The sequence below is a fragment of the Homoserinimonas sp. OAct 916 genome (assembly GCF_003260275.1).
GTDB lineage: Bacteria > Actinomycetota > Actinomycetes > Actinomycetales > Microbacteriaceae > OACT-916.
In genome coordinates this window covers 86,482-101,726 of record NZ_QJHB01000009.1, presented here as the reverse complement: position 1 = coordinate 101,726, position 15,245 = coordinate 86,482, and the positions used below count along the sequence as shown (strand labels likewise).

Genomic DNA, 15,245 nt, shown 5'->3' with positions numbered 1-15,245 from the left:
CAACCCGGGCTTCCGGGCATCCCCGAATCGATGGGTCAGGCGTTGCGTCGGATCACCCTCATCAGCCACATGATGATGCCGATGATCAGGATCACGATGCCGATCCACAGGAGAAACTTCACGGCTGCGACGAAGACGCCGAAGAACAGCGCGATCAAGCCGATAACAATGAGTACTACTGCAAGTGTGGTCATGTTTTCACCCTACCGCGACCGGGGGTGGTAGGCACGGACATCTGGTCGTACAGTGAAAAAATGAAACGCACGGCGTTGGCGCCTCTGACAGTGCTCGCGACACTTGTTCTCGGCGGATGCGCCGGAGCACCGTCCGCAAGTTCCCCCGCTCCCGCTCCGACCACCACGGTGACCCGGGCCCCACCCGAGACGACTGCGCCGTTGCCGTCGCCCTCCGTCGCCCCGAACGCGCCCGCCGGCCAGTGCCTGAACGAGAACCTCGCGCTGTCACTCGGCCAGCCGGATGGGGCAGCCGGTTCCGAATACGTTGACATCATCTTCACCAACACCGGCAGCGAGCCCTGTGCGTTGCGTGGCGCTCCGGGGGTTTCGGTGGTCGGCGGCGGCAACGGTTCCCAGATCGGGGCGGCCGCCGAGCAGACCGAACCCGCGAATCCGCCGACGATCCAGTTGGCCCCCTCCGGCACCGCGAAGGCCACCCTGAAATCGGTCAACATCGGCACCGACGGCGGCCCGCTCGCCGACCAGTGCACCGTCACAACCGGCGACGGCTACCGGGTCTATCCGCCGCACTCGTTCGACTCGGTCTTCGTCGCCTCACCAGGCGTGCCCGCCTGCTCGAACACAGTGGTCTGGATGTCCGTCACTGCCGTGGCCGCCGGTTGATCCGGGGTTAGATTGAAATCATGGCCGACGAACTCATCGCGCAGCTTGGAGGGAGCCTGGCCGCGGTGAATGACCGCATCCGCGTGGCCTGTGAGCGTTCCGGACGCGACCGGGCCTCGGTTCGCCTCCTGCCGGTGAGCAAGACTATGGGGATCGACAAGATCCGCGCCCTGCACGCGAACGGGTGTGCCCTGTTCGGCGAGAACAAGGTGCAGGAGGCGCAGCACAAGGCCGAGTTGCTCGCCGACACCCCGTCGATCCAATGGTCAGTGATCGGGCACCTGCAGACCAACAAGGCGCGCTTCGTGGCCCGCTTCGCCTCCGAGTTCCAGGCGCTGGACTCTCTCCGTGTCGCCCGCGAGCTCGACAAGCGCCTGCAGGCCGAGGGGCGGGCAATCGACGTCTTCGTGCAGGTGAACAGTTCGGGCGAGGAGAGCAAATTTGGCCTGCCCCCGGACGAGGTGGAGGCATTTGCCGAATCGCTGCATCCGTTCGAGTCGTTGCGCATCCGGGGTCTCATGACGCTGGCGGTGTTTTCCGAATCCCACGAACGTGTCGGCGCCTGCTTCACCCGAATGCAGCAGTTGCGTGAGCGGCTGCGTGACAACGACAGGGCCAGCGGCGACTACGACGAGCTCTCGATGGGGATGAGCGGTGACTTCGAACTCGCGATCGCACACGGCGCCACGGTGGTGCGTATCGGCCAGGCGATCTTCGGCGCCCGACTGAACCCGCTCGACTACTGGCCGCCGAGCGGCTGACTCAGGCACCCCATTCACACCACCCCGTTCACGCCACCCCGTTCACGCCACCCCATTCACGCCAGCCCATTCAGACAACTCGCTCACTGCCCCCGGCGAGGTGGCAGACTGACCGGGTGACTTCTCGGATCTCTGAAACCCAATTGGCCCTCATCGACACGATCTTTCGGGCACATCACGCTCGCGGCGCGGCACCGACCACGGCGTGGGGCGTCTTCGACCGGAGCGGTCTGGTGCACTTCGCCTCGGCCGGTGAGCTCTCGCCCGGAACACCGCCCAACGAGCACACCGCCTACCGGGTCGCCTCGTGTACCAAGAGCTTCACCGCCGCCGCCGTTCTGCGCCTCCGCGACGCCGGTGAACTGCAGCTCGATGCTCCCATCACCGACTTCGTCCCCGCGTTCACGAAGGTGAGACTGCCATCGGCGGATTCCCCCGTCCCCACGGTGCGGATGCTGCTCACCATGTCGGCTGGGTTCCCCACCGACAACCCCTGGGGCGACCGGCAGGAGTCGCTCACCGAAGCCGAGTTCATGGCGCTGCTTTCGAATGGCCTCCGCTTCGACAGCATCCCGGGAACCCGATTCGCGTATTCGAATCTCGGCTACGCCCTGCTCGGGTACGTGATCGAACACGTCACGGCGCAGCCGTATCGACGGTTCATCCAGGAGCGCTTCATCGGCCCGCTGGGCCTGACCGGCACCGGTTTCGACCAGAGCGTTCCGGCGGCCGGCGGCATCGCCATCGGTGCCCGCTGGTTGCGTGGTGCCTGGGAAGACGTTCCGTTCTCGCCACCCGGCGCGTTCTCCCCCATCGGCGGCCTGTTCAGTACTGCTGCTGACCTCGCACACTGGTCGACGTGGCTTGCCAAGGCGTTCGACCCGGCCGCAGCGGAGGAAGCGGATGCGCCCCTGTCCCGCGCCTCCCGCCGCGAGCTGCAGCAGTTGCACCGTCCGACCCCTCCCGGTGACACCCATGCCAGCGGCTATGGCTTTGGTGTGTTCGTGGAACATGCAGCGGCACGTCGCACGGTCGTGTCGCATTCTGGCGGCTACCCCGGCTTCTCGTCACACATGCGGTGGTTGCCAGAGACCGGAGAAGGCATCGTGGCATTCGAGAACGCCACGTTCTCACGTTCCGCGGTTCCGGCATCCGCTGCCCTCGATGCTGCGTTCCCCACCCTCCCGCGCCCCGTTGACGTCTGGCCCGCAACGCGGGCCGCACAGGCAGCGATCACTGCGCTCATCCATGAGTGGTCGGATGACGCAGCCCGCACCGTGTTCGCCGAGAACGTCGCGTGGGACATGCCATTCGACGAGCGCCGCCGGATCATCGGCGAGTCGCTCGACGCCATCGGAGGTTTGGTCCCCGAAGAAGCGGCGACTTCTGACCTGCCGACCACTGAGCTGCCGACCGACGCCAGAAGCGCGGGTCTGGCGGCCGGTCTCGCCGCGGCCGGTCTCGCCGGCGAAAGCTCCGCGGCACCGTCGCACCTGGTCTGGTTCATCCCCGGTGCGTTCGGACGGTTGCGGGCCGAGATCGAGCTCACCCCAGAGAATCCGCCCCGCGTGCAGAGCCTGGCTGTTACCGTCGACCGCGTGTAGTTCACAGCGACCGCGTGTAGCTCACGGCGGCCGCCTGCGCCAGGGCACGGAACCCATCGCAACCGAACACGACGCGCCGCCTGGGTGAGGCTCCGTCATTCTTGAGGCGCCGACCCCGCTAAGGCTGGCGCTGCGATGACAAGCTTACTTGACAGCCGGCAATGGGTCGATTATCGTGAGACCTGTCAAGCGGACTTGTCAGGAGGGGAAATGCGAAACGACGTACGCGAGTTGCGCGAGGCACGCGGACTGGCCCAGGGCCAGCTCGGGGTCGCCCTCGGAGTCTCCCGCCAGACGATCAATTCGATCGAGACCGGCCGCTTCGACCCGTCACTCCCGCTTGCCATCACCATCGCCCGCTACTTCAATTCAACCGTGGAGGAGATTTTTCATGTCGACCACTAACCTCTCAGCGACCGGACGACGCCTCATCATCGGAGCCACTGTAGTGGTCGTCGTCGTCCTGCTCGTCGCAGTCGGACTCGTGCTACGCGAGTACGGCCCCGGCAACATGGGCAATGGTTTCCTCATCGGCGCCGGACTCGCAGCGCTCGGTGCCGCAATCGCTGCAGTGCGGGTCACCCTCACCCCAACCAGCACGACGATCGTCGAGCGCGCCATCCTTCAACACGGCGACGAGCGCGATGACGCCATCCTGACCCGCAGTCTTGCGGTGGTGGGGGCGGTGTCGCTACCGCTGACCGGCGTCGCCGGCATCGCGTTGGCCCTCGGCGCACCGGTGGCGGTCGTGGTCGCGCTCCTGCTCGCCGGTCAGATCGGCGTTCTTGTCGTCGCCTTCGTCATCATCAACCACCGCAACTAACTAGAGCTTCTCGATCGGTGCGATCTTGATCAACAGTTTCTTGGTGCCCGCACTGTCGAATTGCACATGCGCCACCTTCTTGGTGCCTTCGCCCGTGACCTGGTCCACCCGGCCGTCGCCGAAGTCCACGTGCCGGATACGGTCGCCCGGCGCCAGGGTCAGATCGCCGTTGTCGCGCACCTGGGCCGTGATCTTGTTCGCCCATTCGGTCTTGGGCTTGGCCGCTCGAGGTAGCGCCGCGGGTTCGCCGAAACGGGAGCCGAAGCCGCCGCTGGTGCGCCCGTCGCGCCTGGCGTTCAGGGCCCTCGACTGGGTTCCCCCACGCGAGTTCGCCATCCCCGGCGATTGCCGCCAGTCGATCAGGTCTGCCGGGATCTCCTGCAGGTAGCGGCTGGGCATCGCCACATTCGTCTCGCCGAACTGCGCACGTGACATGGCCAGCGTCAGGTAGAGCCGCTGTCTGGCCCGGGTGATGCCCACATAGAACAGGCGCCTCTCCTCTGCGGGCCCGCCCGGTTCGGTCGCCGACATCTGGTGGGGCAGCAGCCCCTCTTCCACACCGGTGAGGAAAACGGCGTCGTATTCGAGGCCCTTCGCGGTGTGCAGGGTCATCAATGACACGGTTCCAGACGAATCGTCGAGGTCGTCGGCGGCCGCCACCAGGGAGACCTGGGTCAGAAAGTCGACGAGCCCAGCATCCGGGTAGTCGCGGTGAAAGTCCTTCGTCTGCGCCAGAAGTTCTTCGATGTTCTCGGCCCGCACCTCGTCCTGGGGGTCACGGCTGGTGCGCAGTGTCGACAGAAGCGTGCTTCCGTCGAGCAGAAACTGCAGCACATCCGCCACGGTGGAGACACCCGCCGGGTTCTCCGGGTCGAGCATGAGTGCCGCCTCATCGAGCAGCGTGGCCAACTGCCTGATCGCACCGGTGACCTTCGGCCCGAGCCCCAACGAGTCGGCGTCGCGCATGGCCTGCCGGTAACTGAAATTGTTCGCTTCGGCGAAATTGGCCAATTGTGTCTCGGTCGCGGGCCCGATGCCGCGCTTCGGCGTGTTCAGGATGCGGCGCAGGGCGAGTTCGTCCTGCGGGTTTGCAACGGCGATCAGGTAGGCGAGAGCATCTTTGATCTCGGCTCGCTCATAGAACTTGGTGCCGCCGACCACACGGTATGGCAGGGCCGCGCGCACGAAGATCTCCTCCAGCGCACGCGTCTGCGCGTTCGTGCGATAGAAGACCGCCATCTCCCGGTACGGCATGCCGGCACTGCGCAGTCGTTCGATCTCATCGGCGATGAACTGGGCCTCGTCGTGCGCCGAATAGCCGGTGTAGCCGACCACTTTCTCGCCATCGCCGACAGCCGTCCACAGCTTCTTGTCCTTGCGGTCGAAATTGTGTCCGATGACCGCGTTCGCGGCCGACAAAATATTCTGGGTCGACCGATAGTTCTGCTCGAGCAGCACCACCGAGGCGCCAGGGAAGTCGCGCTCGAATTCGCTGATGTTGCGGATGTCCGCACCGCGGAACGCGTAGATCGACTGGTCGGAGTCGCCCACGACCGTCAGCGAGGCTCCCGGGATCTGACCCGTCGCGTCTTGCAGCGGCCGGACACTCATTCCTTGTGCCTCGAGCCCCTCGGCCTGCGCCAGCGCCACCGGCAGGGTCAGTTCGCGCACCAATGCGTACTGGGCGTGGTTCGTGTCCTGGTACTCGTCAACCAAGATGTGCCGGAACCGGCGACGATACAACGCCGCCGTCTCGGGGAACGCCCGAAACAGGTACACGGTCTCGGCGATCAGGTCGTCGAAATCGAGCGCGTTGGCCGCCCGCAGCCTGGCCGAGTATTCCCGAAATATGGCGACGAACATCTCTTCCTGCGGGTCGTCCATGTTCGCGTTGCGGGCGTACGAGCTGGCATCGGCCAACTCGTTCTTGAGGTTGGAGATCCTGGCGGCGGTGCCGGCCGGGGTGAAGCCGAGGGTGTCGGCGTTATATGCCTTGATGATGCGTTTCAGTGTGACCCGGGTGTCGGCCGAGTCATAGATGCTGAACGTGGGGCTGAGACCCGCCCTCTCGGCCTCCCGGCGCAGGATGCGCACACAGGCCGAGTGGAACGTTGAGATCCACATGCCGTCTGCCGCTTGGCCGAGCAGGTGCTGCACCCGCTCGCGCATCTCCGCTGCTGCCTTGTTGGTGAACGTGATGGCGAGGATCTGGCTCGGCCACGCCTCGCGCCCCGCAATCAGACTGGCGATGCGCCGGGTCAGCACGCTGGTCTTGCCCGAGCCGGCGCCGGCGACGATGAGCAGCGCGGGCCCGCGGTATTCAACGGCTCGGCGCTGCTCGGGGTTCAACCCGTCGAGCAACGCGTCGGCCGATTCGTCGGCGCCCCTCCCGAAGCCCGGCCCAGTGCCCGGTCCCGCACCCGGCGCGACGATGACTGGCATGCTCGACGAACGTGCAGTCGAAGCCATGTCAGCGGCGGCATCAACGGGTGCACTCGATCCGCCGAACAGGTTGCTGGATGGGGAGAGTTCATCTGGGTCAAAAGAGCGCATCATGTCACCATCGAGTGTAGAGCCCGTCTCTGACTTCAGTCGCGTGCGGCCCTGGCCCACTCTCTGGCCTTCGTGCTCGACAGCGCGAGCAGCACCAGAATGTCGAGGGCGAGCCCGGGAAGATTGGTCGTGACGGTGATCGGCGACCCACCGTTGAAGAAGTCGACCGCGGTCAGGATGACGAGCACCGAGCTGACCATCATCGCGGCGACACGGGCTCGGTTGCTTCCCCGAAACGCCAGCACAGCCAAAAACAGGTAGAACAGAACCGGAATCGCCAATGCGATCGCCACCAACCAGACCGCAAGATGAGCCTGGTCTACTGAACCGCCAGAAATCGTCGCGTCTCCCCGGACGACTGCATCATGGATGAGCTGCTGGATACCGTCGAAGGTGACCACGAGGAACAGGATGCCGGCCAGTGCGCGGGCCACCACCAGCGCCGCTCCGATCGAGGTCTGGATGGGGCGTGCGCCCACAGCGGCCTCGGGGCCGATCGGAGCGGCAGCAGCCGACGGCTTATGCTCCAGCCGAACCTCACGCAGGTCGATCACGGGCAGGTGACCATCGGTCTCGATCAGGTCGCCACCGCCGTTGCGGGAATGGTAGCCCGTGGAGAAGTTGAGAATCAGCTGCACTTCGGCCCCGACTTCTGCGTTCAGTACCGACTCGACAATGTAATCGCGCTCGATGTCGGTGTTCGCTTCGATCTTGTGGGTGATCTGCAGGGTGAACAGCGAGAACCCCACGCTGCGGTCGAAGGTGCCGGCAGCCAACCAGTCCGTCCGATGCCCGCCGGGAAGCAACCAGTCATCGGGGCATCGCCAGAAACGCACATGGTGTCGCTTGGCGGGGTTGCCGAGCATCTCCTGCTGCCACGCGACGTCCTGCTGCCGACCGAACAGGAGCAGCGGACTGACCGGCGCCTGATCGTAACTGCGCCTGAGGACCGTCGACGTGACCATACGCCAACTACTGGCCGGTGTGATCGGATCGGCCCGGATCCAGCCCGCTGCTGTCATCGCCTCGGTCAATTGCTCGCCACTGCCGAGCACCGCCACGTTGATCGGATCCCCCATCAGGCCGTCACTGGTGCGGGCACGACCGATGAAGTAGTCGGGCAGGTAGATGCTGGTCAGGATCCGGGTCAGCCGGGGCAGGGCGATGTAGGCGAGTACAAGCCAGAACAGGAGGAAGACGGCGATCATCCATGGCCCGGCACGCACGGACTCGGTGAATACCAACCACGCGAGCCACACCGACGCTACCCCGCCGAAGACGAAGAAGATGTTATCGTAGAGGGCGGGAACCGAGCGTTGGACAAGCTGGCCCGATCGCACCGATCTTCTTCGGGACTGCCTCATGGCCTCAACGTACCAGCGGCGCAGTCCGTCAGGCAGTCAGGTCGTTGCGCACCGAAATCGCGAGGTCGGGATGATCGGCGAACACCCCGTCCACCCCGGTATTCATGACCAATGCGAATTCCTCCTGCCACCGCCCGAACGCCCCGTCGCCCGCACCCGTCCGGAACGCCTCGCTCAGGTAGGTGTTCTCCGGGCGCAGTGTCCAGCAGTAGACGTCGAGGTGCGCGGAGTGCGCGGCGTCGACCAGCGCGGCACCGGCAAACGCCGTATCGGCTGGCGCAGTATCGGCTGACGCTGCACCGTCCACCGAGGGGACTGGGGACACCCCGCCGTCTGCCTCTGCGCGGATCAGCATCGCCTTGTCCACGCTGATGCCCTCGACCTGCGTTGCCAGTCGCTCGAGCCCGTCGTGGCCGAGATGGGCGGCATACGGCGTCGCAGCGCTCCCGTGGGCGGCGATCTCATCGGCCGGTGCACCCTGCGCCTCCAGCAGGAAAACCTGGCGCGCGCCGAGGCCGCGCCTGCGCAATTGGGTCAACACAGTCAGCTCGAAGCTCTCCACGACGAGCCGCGGGTCATCCGCCCAACCGGCGTCGGCCAGCTCGCCGCTGAACAGATCATCGAGCGGCAATCCGATCGACTCGAAGTAGCTGGCGTGCTTGAGCTCGGCGACCAAACTGAGGGCGCGCGATGTTGCGGCCGATGCCTCGTCGACCAGGGTGAACAAGTCAGCCAGACGCAGAATCGGGTAGCGGCCGTCGTACGCGGTGTTCGGGGGCCGAATATGGGGCACGCGTTCCCTGGCTCGCAGAGTGCTCAGCTCGGCCCAGGTGAAGTCTTCGGTGAACCAGCCGGTCTCACGGTGCCCGAGAAACTCCTTGGTGGTGCGTCTGTCGGCGAATTCAGGCCGGTCGGCGACATCCGTCGTGCCGGAGATCTCGTTCTCGTGCCTGACCACCAGCACGCCGTCTCGAGTGGGAACGATGTCGGGTTCCACGGCGTCGGCCCCGAGGGCGAACGCGAGCTCGAACGCGGCCGTGGTGTGCTCCGGGCGATACCCGCTCGCGCCGCGGTGGCCGATGATCATCGGGAGACTCCGGGTCATGCGGCAAGGCTAACCCACGAAATCGATGCACTGGGCTGTCCCCACCCGGACCCCTGACGACTGTTTCGCAAGAAAGTACCCGCTCAAACGGTGTTTTCAGGTTCACTGGGATACCCTTGGGTTCACTACTTTGACGGTGCGCGACAGCCACACACGGCAAGTCATGACGCGCACCAGCGCCTAACTGAGAGAACTGGATCCACATGGCAATGTCCAACCCGGCCTTCACCCGGTCATCGGCCTTTCAGGCGCCGACCGCGGCACAGGCGACCCTGAGCGCCGCCGAACTGCAGAAACTGTATGAGGGGCCCGACGCAACGGGGCACGACACCGACCGGATGACCGTCGAAGACACCATCGTCAAGACCGTCGCCTCATTCGTCATCCTGGTCGCCACCGCCGTGATCGGCTGGATGTTCCCGGCCGTGATGATCCCGGCGATGATCGTCGGTTTCGTGTTGGCGCTGGTCAATATCTTCAAGAAGGAGCCCAGCCCCGGGCTCATCCTGCTCTACGCAGCGGCCCAAGGGCTGTTCATCGGTGCGATCTCAATGTTCTTCGAGCAGATGTACGCGGGCATAGTCACCCAGGCGGTGCTGGCGACCCTCGCCGTGGTGGGGGTGACCCTCGCGCTGTTCGCGAGCGGCAAGATACGGGCGTCGAAGAAGGCCACCAAGGTGTTCCTGATCGTCATGGTCGGCTATCTGGTGTTCTCGTTGATCAACTTCGCGCTGATCTCGTTCGGCACGATCGAGAGCCCGTTCGGGGTGCGCAGTATGACGATCTTCGGCATCCCGCTCGGCATCGTGCTCGGCATCCTCGCGGTGCTCCTCGGCGCCTACTCCCTCGTGCTCGACTTCGACTTCATCCAGCGTGGTGTCGCCAACCGCGCCCCGCGCAAGTACGGCTGGAGGGGCGCATTCGGCATCATGGTCACCGTGATCTGGCTCTACGTCGAACTGCTGCGCATGTTCGCGATCGCAAGGGATTAGCGGCTTCTACCTGCCTCACACGAAACCCCTCGTATCCGTATCGGCTCGAGGGGTTTCGTGTCTGCGCGGAGGTACCACACGGCATCAGTCACGGCCCGTTACCGAACCGGCCATCGGGTGTTCCGCTGGTTCCGTGTAGCTGACGACCACACCACCAGACGGATGGGATGGGACAGGTGACTTCGGCGACGGGACAGGCGTGAGAGCAGTCGACGGCGCCCCTTGCCGCTGGCAACACAAGCGTTTAGTATACTGAACATGAGTTCAATTCGCGACGAGAGGGACCTGACCGCCCGCGCGAACATTCGCAACGCCGCGCTGCGGATGTTCGCAGAGCGCGGACACGACGCGGTGACGGTGCGCGAGATCGCTATCGGCGCGGGGGTCTCGCCAGCTCTCGTGGTGCACCATTTTGGGAGCAAGGACGGCCTCCGGGCCGCCGTCGACGCCGACGCGGTCGCATCATTCGACGCGGTCTTCGCCGAGTTCGGCGGAGAAGACCTCGCCCAGGTGCTCGCCAGCGGCGAGGTCACGACATCGGTCGCGGAAGCGTTCGCCCGGTCTTTCCCCCACGGGTCCCCATTGCCTGCATACCTGCGCCGTCTCCTGCTGACCAACGACCCGGCGGGGGCAGCGATCTTCGGCCGCTGGTACGCCGTCACCCGGCGAGTGCTGGACGCCATGGTTGAGGTGGGGGCCGCCGCGCCCAGCGAGGATCCGCCCGTGCAGGCGGCGTTCCTGCTGGTCAACGACCTCGCCGTGATCCTGCTGCGCAACCAGATCGCCACCGCGATCGGCGACGACCCGCTGACGCCCGCGGGCCTCGATCGCTGGGCCAGATACGCCACCGCCGTTTACGCCAGGGGCGCGTTCTCGCCCCCCTCGAAAGAGCCGCCGTCATGACCGATACTGCCCCCGTGATCCGCGTCGAGGGGCTCACCAAGAATTTCGGCAGGGTCCGCGCCCTCGACGGTCTGGATCTGACCGTGCGCCGGGGCGAGGTGCACGGCTTCCTCGGGCCCAACGGCTCCGGTAAGTCCACGACGATCCGAGTCCTGCTCGGACTCATAAAGGCAACCTCAGGCCGCGTCGAGCTGTTCAGCGGCGACCCCTGGCGCGACGCGCCGCGGCTGCACCGCAGGCTGGCCTACGTCGCCGGCGACGTCGCCCTCTGGCCGGGGCTGACCGGAGGTCAGTGCCTCGACGTCCTGGGCTCCACCCATGGCGCCTTCGACGAGCGACGTCGTGCCGACCTCGTCGAGCAGTTCCAGCTCAACCCCACCACGCGGGTCCGGGACTACTCGAAGGGCAACCGCCAGAAAGTGGCTCTCGTCGCGGCCCTGGCGGCCGACGCCGAGCTGCTTGTGCTCGACGAACCGACGTCAGGTCTCGACCCGCTCATGGAGCAGACGTTCCAGCGGTGCGTTCGCGACCGGCGTGAGACGGGCGTGACGGTGCTACTGTCCAGTCACATCATGGGCGAGGTGGAGGCCCTGGCCGACCAAGTGACGATCATCCGGCGCGGCCGCACCGTCACCTCCGGTACTCTGTCGGACATGCGCCGGCACACCCGGACCGTCGTGCGTGCCGTCACCATGGCCGACCCCGGAGTGCTGACCGACATCGAGGGTCTCGCAGACCATCAGCGCGAGCGGCTCGCTGAGCTCACGGACTCCCGGTTCACCATCGACACCGCCCACCTCGACACCGCCATCGGACGACTCCACGAGGCCGGCATCCACACCCTTACGGTCACGCCCCCCAGCCTCGCCGCCCTGTTCCTGCGGAGCTACGGCGAGACACCTGGCCCCGATGAGAGCGTCGGCGAAGAGAGTCTCGCGGAGACCGGCCGATGAGCGCCCTGCATCTGGCCCCCGACGACCGCCCGCGCAGCCTGGAAACCATGCTGCGCATCGTCGCCCGAATCCAGCGGCGCAGCGCGCTGACGTGGGTGCTGGTGCTGGGCGCGAGCCTGGTCGGCACCGCAGCCGGCGTCGCCGCACTCTACGACACCACTGCCAAGATCCACACCTACGCCGCGGCCGTCACCACCGGTAGCACTTTGGTGGCGATCAACGGCAAGGTGGAGGGCATCGACTCCCTCGGTGGGGTGATCCAGGATGAGTTCGGCTTCATGGTCGCCTTTCTGATGCCGCTACTCGGTATCAGCCTGGTGGCAAGGGCGACGCGCCGTGAGGAGGAGTGCGGCCGGCTCGAGCTGCTGCTTGGAGGCCGCATCGCCCGCCACGACCCCACGGTGGCAGCGCTCCTGGTGACCACCGCAACGATCGTCAGCACCGCAGGGCTGTTTGCCGCCGGGTTGGCGCTCTTCGGCGTTCCGCTGGCGGGCTCGGTGCTCTACGCCCTCTCGGTGGGCGGTCTGGCTTTCGTCTTCGCCGGCCTCGCGGCCCTGCTGGCACAACTCACCCTGCACTCCCGCGGGGTCTACACCTGGAGTCTGATCATCCTCGCAGCCTCGTACGCCCTGCGAGGTGTCGGTGACGTGACCAACACGTGGGTGACCTGGTTGTCCCCTCTCGGCTGGGCCGAGAAGGCGGCGCCGTTCGGCGACCAGCGGTGGTGGACCCTGGTCATCCCCCTCGCGGCCGGCCTCGCCCTGGGCGCCGCGGCGTCGTGGCTTGCCGGCCGCCGCGACCTGGGCAGCGCCTTGGTCCGGGGCGGCACCGGTCCCGACCGGGCCTCCGCGCGACTGCGCAGCCCAATCGGGTTCGCGGTCTGGATCCACCGGCCCGCAATTCTCGGCTGGTTGGCCGGCGGCGTGCTGCTCACCGGGATGATGGGCGCCCTGTCCCATCAGTTCCTCGGCGCGATGGCAGGCAACCCCGCTCTCGCCCAGGCCATCGGCATCGGTAACGGTCCGCCCATGGACGGGTTGGTCGCGGCTACCCAGCTCTACCTGGCCGTCATCGCCGCGGGGTACCTCGTTCAGGCCGTTGGCACGCTGCGAAGAGAGGAAGGCGACGGCCGTCTGGAGACCCGGCTCTCCGGGGTGCTTTCCCGCAACCGTTGGCTGGCGTCACACGCCGTGGTTCTGCTGGGGGGCCTCATGACGATCGTGCTCATCTCGTCGCTCGTCCTGGGGCTGGCGACCGCGTTGTCGGCTGGCGACATGGCCGAGTTCGGCCCAGCCCTCCTGTCGGGACTGGCGTACCTTCCAGCAGAGCTGGTGCTCGCCGGGGTAGCTCTGGCGGTCTACGGAATGCGCCCTCGGCTGTTCGGGATCGTCTGGGCTGGATATGCCGCGATGACGTTCATCGCTTTCCTCGGCCCCGGCCTGAACTTTCCACAGTGGGCGCTCGATCTCTCCCCGACCACGCAGGTGGGCAACCCGCCGATGGGCGCGGTCCAGTCCGGAGCACTCATCGCGCTGTCAGCACTCGCCGGCGTCCTCGTCGCGGTTGGTTTCGCAGCCTTTCGGCGGCGAGGCGTGCCCCAGAACTAACGCGTCGACGGCCCAGACGCCCCTCATATCGAATTCGACGCGCGCGACCGATCCCGCACCCACCCTCGCGAGCTAGCGACAACAGGGTCGAAAACGGTGAGGCCCGATTTCTGTCAGGGGAACCGTCCTTCTCGAGCGGCCCCACTGATCACTCCCACTCGATGGTGCCGGGCGGCTTCGAGGTGATGTCGAGCACGACGCGGTTGACACCGTCGACCTCGTTGGTGATCCGGTTCGAGATGCGGGCGAGCACGTCGTAGGAGACCCTGCTCCAGTCGGCGGTCATCGCGTCTTCGGACGACACGGGCCGCAACACGATCGGATGCCCGTAGGTGCGGGCATCTCCCTGCACGCCGACAGAGCGCACGTCGCCCAGCAGCACCACCGGGCACTGCCAGATCTCCGTATCCAGCCCGGCAGCGGTCAGCTCGGATCGTACGATCGCATCCGCCTTGCGCAGCAGTTCGAGACGGTCGGGGGTCACCTCGCCGACAATGCGGATGCCGAGGCCGGGCCCGGGGAACGGCTGTCGGGCGACGATGGCCTCCGGAAGTCCCAGTTGGCGCCCGATCGCACGCACCTCGTCCTTGAACAGGGTGCGCAGTGGCTCGACCAGGGCGAACTTCAGGTCTTCCGGGAGTCCACCGACATTGTGGTGGCTCTTGATGTTCGCGGTGCCCTCACCGCCACCCGACTCGACCACGTCGGGGTACAGGGTTCCTTGAACCAGAAAGTCGATCGACTTGCCATCCATGGCTGCTTCTTTGACGAGTTCGTCTGCGGCGCGTTCGAAGCTTCGGATGAACTCGCGCCCAATGATCTTGCGCTTCTGCTCCGGATCGGTGACCCCGCGAAGCGCATCCAAGAACTGATCCCGGGCATGAACGGTGACCAGACGAACGCCAGTCGCCTTCACGTAGTCTTCTTCGACCTGGCGCCGTTCGTCCTGCCTGAGCAGCCCGTGGTCGACGAACACACAGATCAGCTGGTCGCCAACCGCTTCGTGGACGAGGGCAGCAGCCACGGCAGAGTCGACCCCTCCGGAGAGTCCGCAGATGAGCTTGCCGTCACCGACCTGCGCACGGATCAGGGCAATCTGGTCGGCGATGACGGTTTCACTGTTCCAGTCCGGGCTGATATCGGCCGCACGGTGGAGAAAGTTCTCCAGCAAACGTTGGCCGTTCTCCGTGTGGCGCACCTCGGGGTGCCACTGCACCCCGTAGAGGGCGCGTTCCTCGTTGGCGAACGCGGCCACCGGGGTTGCCACAGTGGAGGCCAGAACGGTGAACCCGGCCGGGGCCCTCGCCACCTGGTCGCCGTGGCTCATCCACACTGTCTGGTGTGCTGGCTGTCCGGCGGTCAGCGGGCTGTCAATGGCGTCGACCGTCACGTCGGTGGCGCCGTACTCTCGCAGGCCGGTGTGCGCGACATCCCCGCCCAGGGCGCGCGCCATGAGCTGGAATCCGTAACAGATGCCCAGAACCGGAATACCCAGTTCGAAAACCGCGTCGTCGAACCCGGGAGCACCCTCTTCGTAGACACTCGATGGGCCTCCGCTCAGGATGATCCCCGCTGGTGCCCGCTTGGCCACCTCTTCGGCGCTGATCGTGTGGGGCACGATCTCTGAATAGATTCCCGCCTCGCGCACCCTGCGCGCGATCAGTTGGGCGTACTGGGCGCCGAAGTCGACCACCAGCACGGTACGCGGGTTGCCGGGCAC

At 66.2% G+C, this 15,245-nt stretch carries 14 protein-coding genes; 9 read left to right on the top strand and 5 right to left on the bottom strand.

What is annotated here, in order from left to right; all coding sequences use genetic code 11:
- Positions 1–35: 35 nt before the first annotated feature.
- Complete coding sequence (locus DL891_RS17350) at positions 36–194, bottom strand: hypothetical protein (protein WP_198668874.1); 159 nt, start codon at positions 192–194, stop codon at positions 36–38.
- A gap of 60 nt (positions 195–254) precedes the next feature.
- Between DL891_RS17350 and DL891_RS11890 the strand changes: the two genes are divergently transcribed.
- The 5 genes from DL891_RS11890 to DL891_RS11870 all read left to right on the top strand — a co-directional run bounded on the left by DL891_RS11890 (position 255) and on the right by DL891_RS11870 (position 4,048).
- A complete protein-coding gene (locus DL891_RS11890) occupies positions 255–860 on the top strand; it encodes a DUF4232 domain-containing protein (protein WP_111720655.1) in 606 nt (201 codons plus the stop codon).
- A 20-nt stretch (positions 861–880) separates the two neighbouring features.
- Entirely contained in the window at positions 881–1,621 is a 741-nt protein-coding gene (locus DL891_RS11885) for a YggS family pyridoxal phosphate-dependent enzyme (RefSeq protein ID WP_111720654.1), read from the top strand.
- 116 nt (positions 1,622–1,737) lie between these two features.
- Positions 1,738–3,225: a serine hydrolase gene (locus DL891_RS11880; protein ID WP_157962487.1), complete on the top strand. Its 1,488-nt coding sequence runs from the start codon at positions 1,738–1,740 to the stop codon at positions 3,223–3,225.
- A 210-nt stretch (positions 3,226–3,435) separates the two neighbouring features.
- A complete protein-coding gene (locus DL891_RS11875; RefSeq protein ID WP_111720652.1) occupies positions 3,436–3,630 on the top strand; it encodes a helix-turn-helix transcriptional regulator in 195 nt (64 codons plus the stop codon).
- The gene (locus tag DL891_RS11870) at positions 3,617–4,048 is read left to right on the top strand and encodes a hypothetical protein (RefSeq protein WP_111720651.1); all 432 of its coding nucleotides are present in this window, start codon (positions 3,617–3,619) and stop codon (positions 4,046–4,048) included. The genes DL891_RS11875 and DL891_RS11870 overlap by 14 nt, the downstream gene beginning before the upstream one ends.
- Here the strand turns inward: DL891_RS11870 and DL891_RS11865 are convergent, their stop codons facing one another.
- The 3 genes from DL891_RS11865 to DL891_RS11855 form a co-directional block, all read right to left on the bottom strand.
- Entirely contained in the window at positions 4,049–6,490 is a 2,442-nt protein-coding gene (locus DL891_RS11865; RefSeq protein ID WP_232819150.1) for an ATP-dependent helicase, read from the bottom strand.
- Between the two features lie 146 nt (positions 6,491–6,636).
- The gene (locus DL891_RS11860; protein WP_232819135.1) at positions 6,637–7,941 is read right to left on the bottom strand and encodes an LssY C-terminal domain-containing protein; all 1,305 of its coding nucleotides are present in this window, start codon (positions 7,939–7,941) and stop codon (positions 6,637–6,639) included.
- 52 nt (positions 7,942–7,993) lie between these two features.
- A complete protein-coding gene (locus DL891_RS11855; protein WP_111720649.1) occupies positions 7,994–9,070 on the bottom strand; it encodes a glycerophosphodiester phosphodiesterase family protein in 1,077 nt (358 codons plus the stop codon).
- A gap of 203 nt (positions 9,071–9,273) precedes the next feature.
- On the opposite strand from DL891_RS11855, the gene DL891_RS11850 reads away from it, so the two are divergent.
- The 4 genes from DL891_RS11850 (at position 9,274) to DL891_RS11835 (ending at position 13,525) form a co-directional block, all read left to right on the top strand.
- Positions 9,274–10,062, top strand: coding sequence for a Bax inhibitor-1/YccA family protein (locus DL891_RS11850; RefSeq protein WP_111720648.1), 789 nt, complete (start codon positions 9,274–9,276; stop codon positions 10,060–10,062).
- Positions 10,063–10,320: 258 nt separating this feature from the next.
- Positions 10,321–10,965 (top strand): TetR/AcrR family transcriptional regulator, encoded by a 645-nt coding sequence (locus tag DL891_RS11845; protein ID WP_111720647.1) that lies wholly within the window; start codon positions 10,321–10,323, stop codon positions 10,963–10,965.
- The gene (locus DL891_RS11840) at positions 10,962–11,918 is read left to right on the top strand and encodes an ABC transporter ATP-binding protein (protein ID WP_111720646.1); all 957 of its coding nucleotides are present in this window, start codon (positions 10,962–10,964) and stop codon (positions 11,916–11,918) included. Before DL891_RS11845 ends, DL891_RS11840 begins: the two co-directional genes overlap by 4 nt.
- Positions 11,915–13,525 carry an ABC transporter permease gene (locus DL891_RS11835; RefSeq protein WP_111720645.1) on the top strand — a complete coding sequence of 537 codons (1,611 nt, stop codon included), beginning with the start codon at positions 11,915–11,917 and terminating at the stop codon, positions 13,523–13,525. The genes DL891_RS11840 and DL891_RS11835 overlap by 4 nt, the downstream gene beginning before the upstream one ends.
- A gap of 148 nt (positions 13,526–13,673) precedes the next feature.
- Here DL891_RS11835 and guaA read toward each other — a convergent pair whose 3' ends face one another.
- Positions 13,674–15,245 carry a glutamine-hydrolyzing GMP synthase gene (guaA, locus tag DL891_RS11830; RefSeq protein WP_111720644.1) on the bottom strand — a complete coding sequence of 524 codons (1,572 nt, stop codon included), beginning with the start codon at positions 15,243–15,245 and terminating at the stop codon, positions 13,674–13,676.

Bases quoted from the DNA above. Each gene is read 5' to 3' on its own strand.
- DL891_RS17350 (WP_198668874.1), bottom strand. From the start codon at position 194: ATGACCACACTTGCAGTAGTACTCATTGTTATCGGCTTGATCGCGCTG.
- DL891_RS11890 (WP_111720655.1), top strand. From the start codon at position 255: ATGAAACGCACGGCGTTGGCGCCTCTGACAGTGCTCGCGACACTTGTT.
- DL891_RS11885 (WP_111720654.1), top strand. From the start codon at position 881: ATGGCCGACGAACTCATCGCGCAGCTTGGAGGGAGCCTGGCCGCGGTG.
- DL891_RS11875 (WP_111720652.1), top strand. From the start codon at position 3,436: ATGCGAAACGACGTACGCGAGTTGCGCGAGGCACGCGGACTGGCCCAG.
- DL891_RS11870 (WP_111720651.1), top strand. From the start codon at position 3,617: ATGTCGACCACTAACCTCTCAGCGACCGGACGACGCCTCATCATCGGA.
- DL891_RS11865 (WP_232819150.1), bottom strand. From the start codon at position 6,490: ATGCCAGTCATCGTCGCGCCGGGTGCGGGACCGGGCACTGGGCCGGGC.
- DL891_RS11855 (WP_111720649.1), bottom strand. From the start codon at position 9,070: ATGACCCGGAGTCTCCCGATGATCATCGGCCACCGCGGCGCGAGCGGG.
- DL891_RS11850 (WP_111720648.1), top strand. From the start codon at position 9,274: ATGGCAATGTCCAACCCGGCCTTCACCCGGTCATCGGCCTTTCAGGCG.
- DL891_RS11845 (WP_111720647.1), top strand. From the start codon at position 10,321: ATGAGTTCAATTCGCGACGAGAGGGACCTGACCGCCCGCGCGAACATT.
- DL891_RS11840 (WP_111720646.1), top strand. From the start codon at position 10,962: ATGACCGATACTGCCCCCGTGATCCGCGTCGAGGGGCTCACCAAGAAT.
- DL891_RS11835 (WP_111720645.1), top strand. From the start codon at position 11,915: ATGAGCGCCCTGCATCTGGCCCCCGACGACCGCCCGCGCAGCCTGGAA.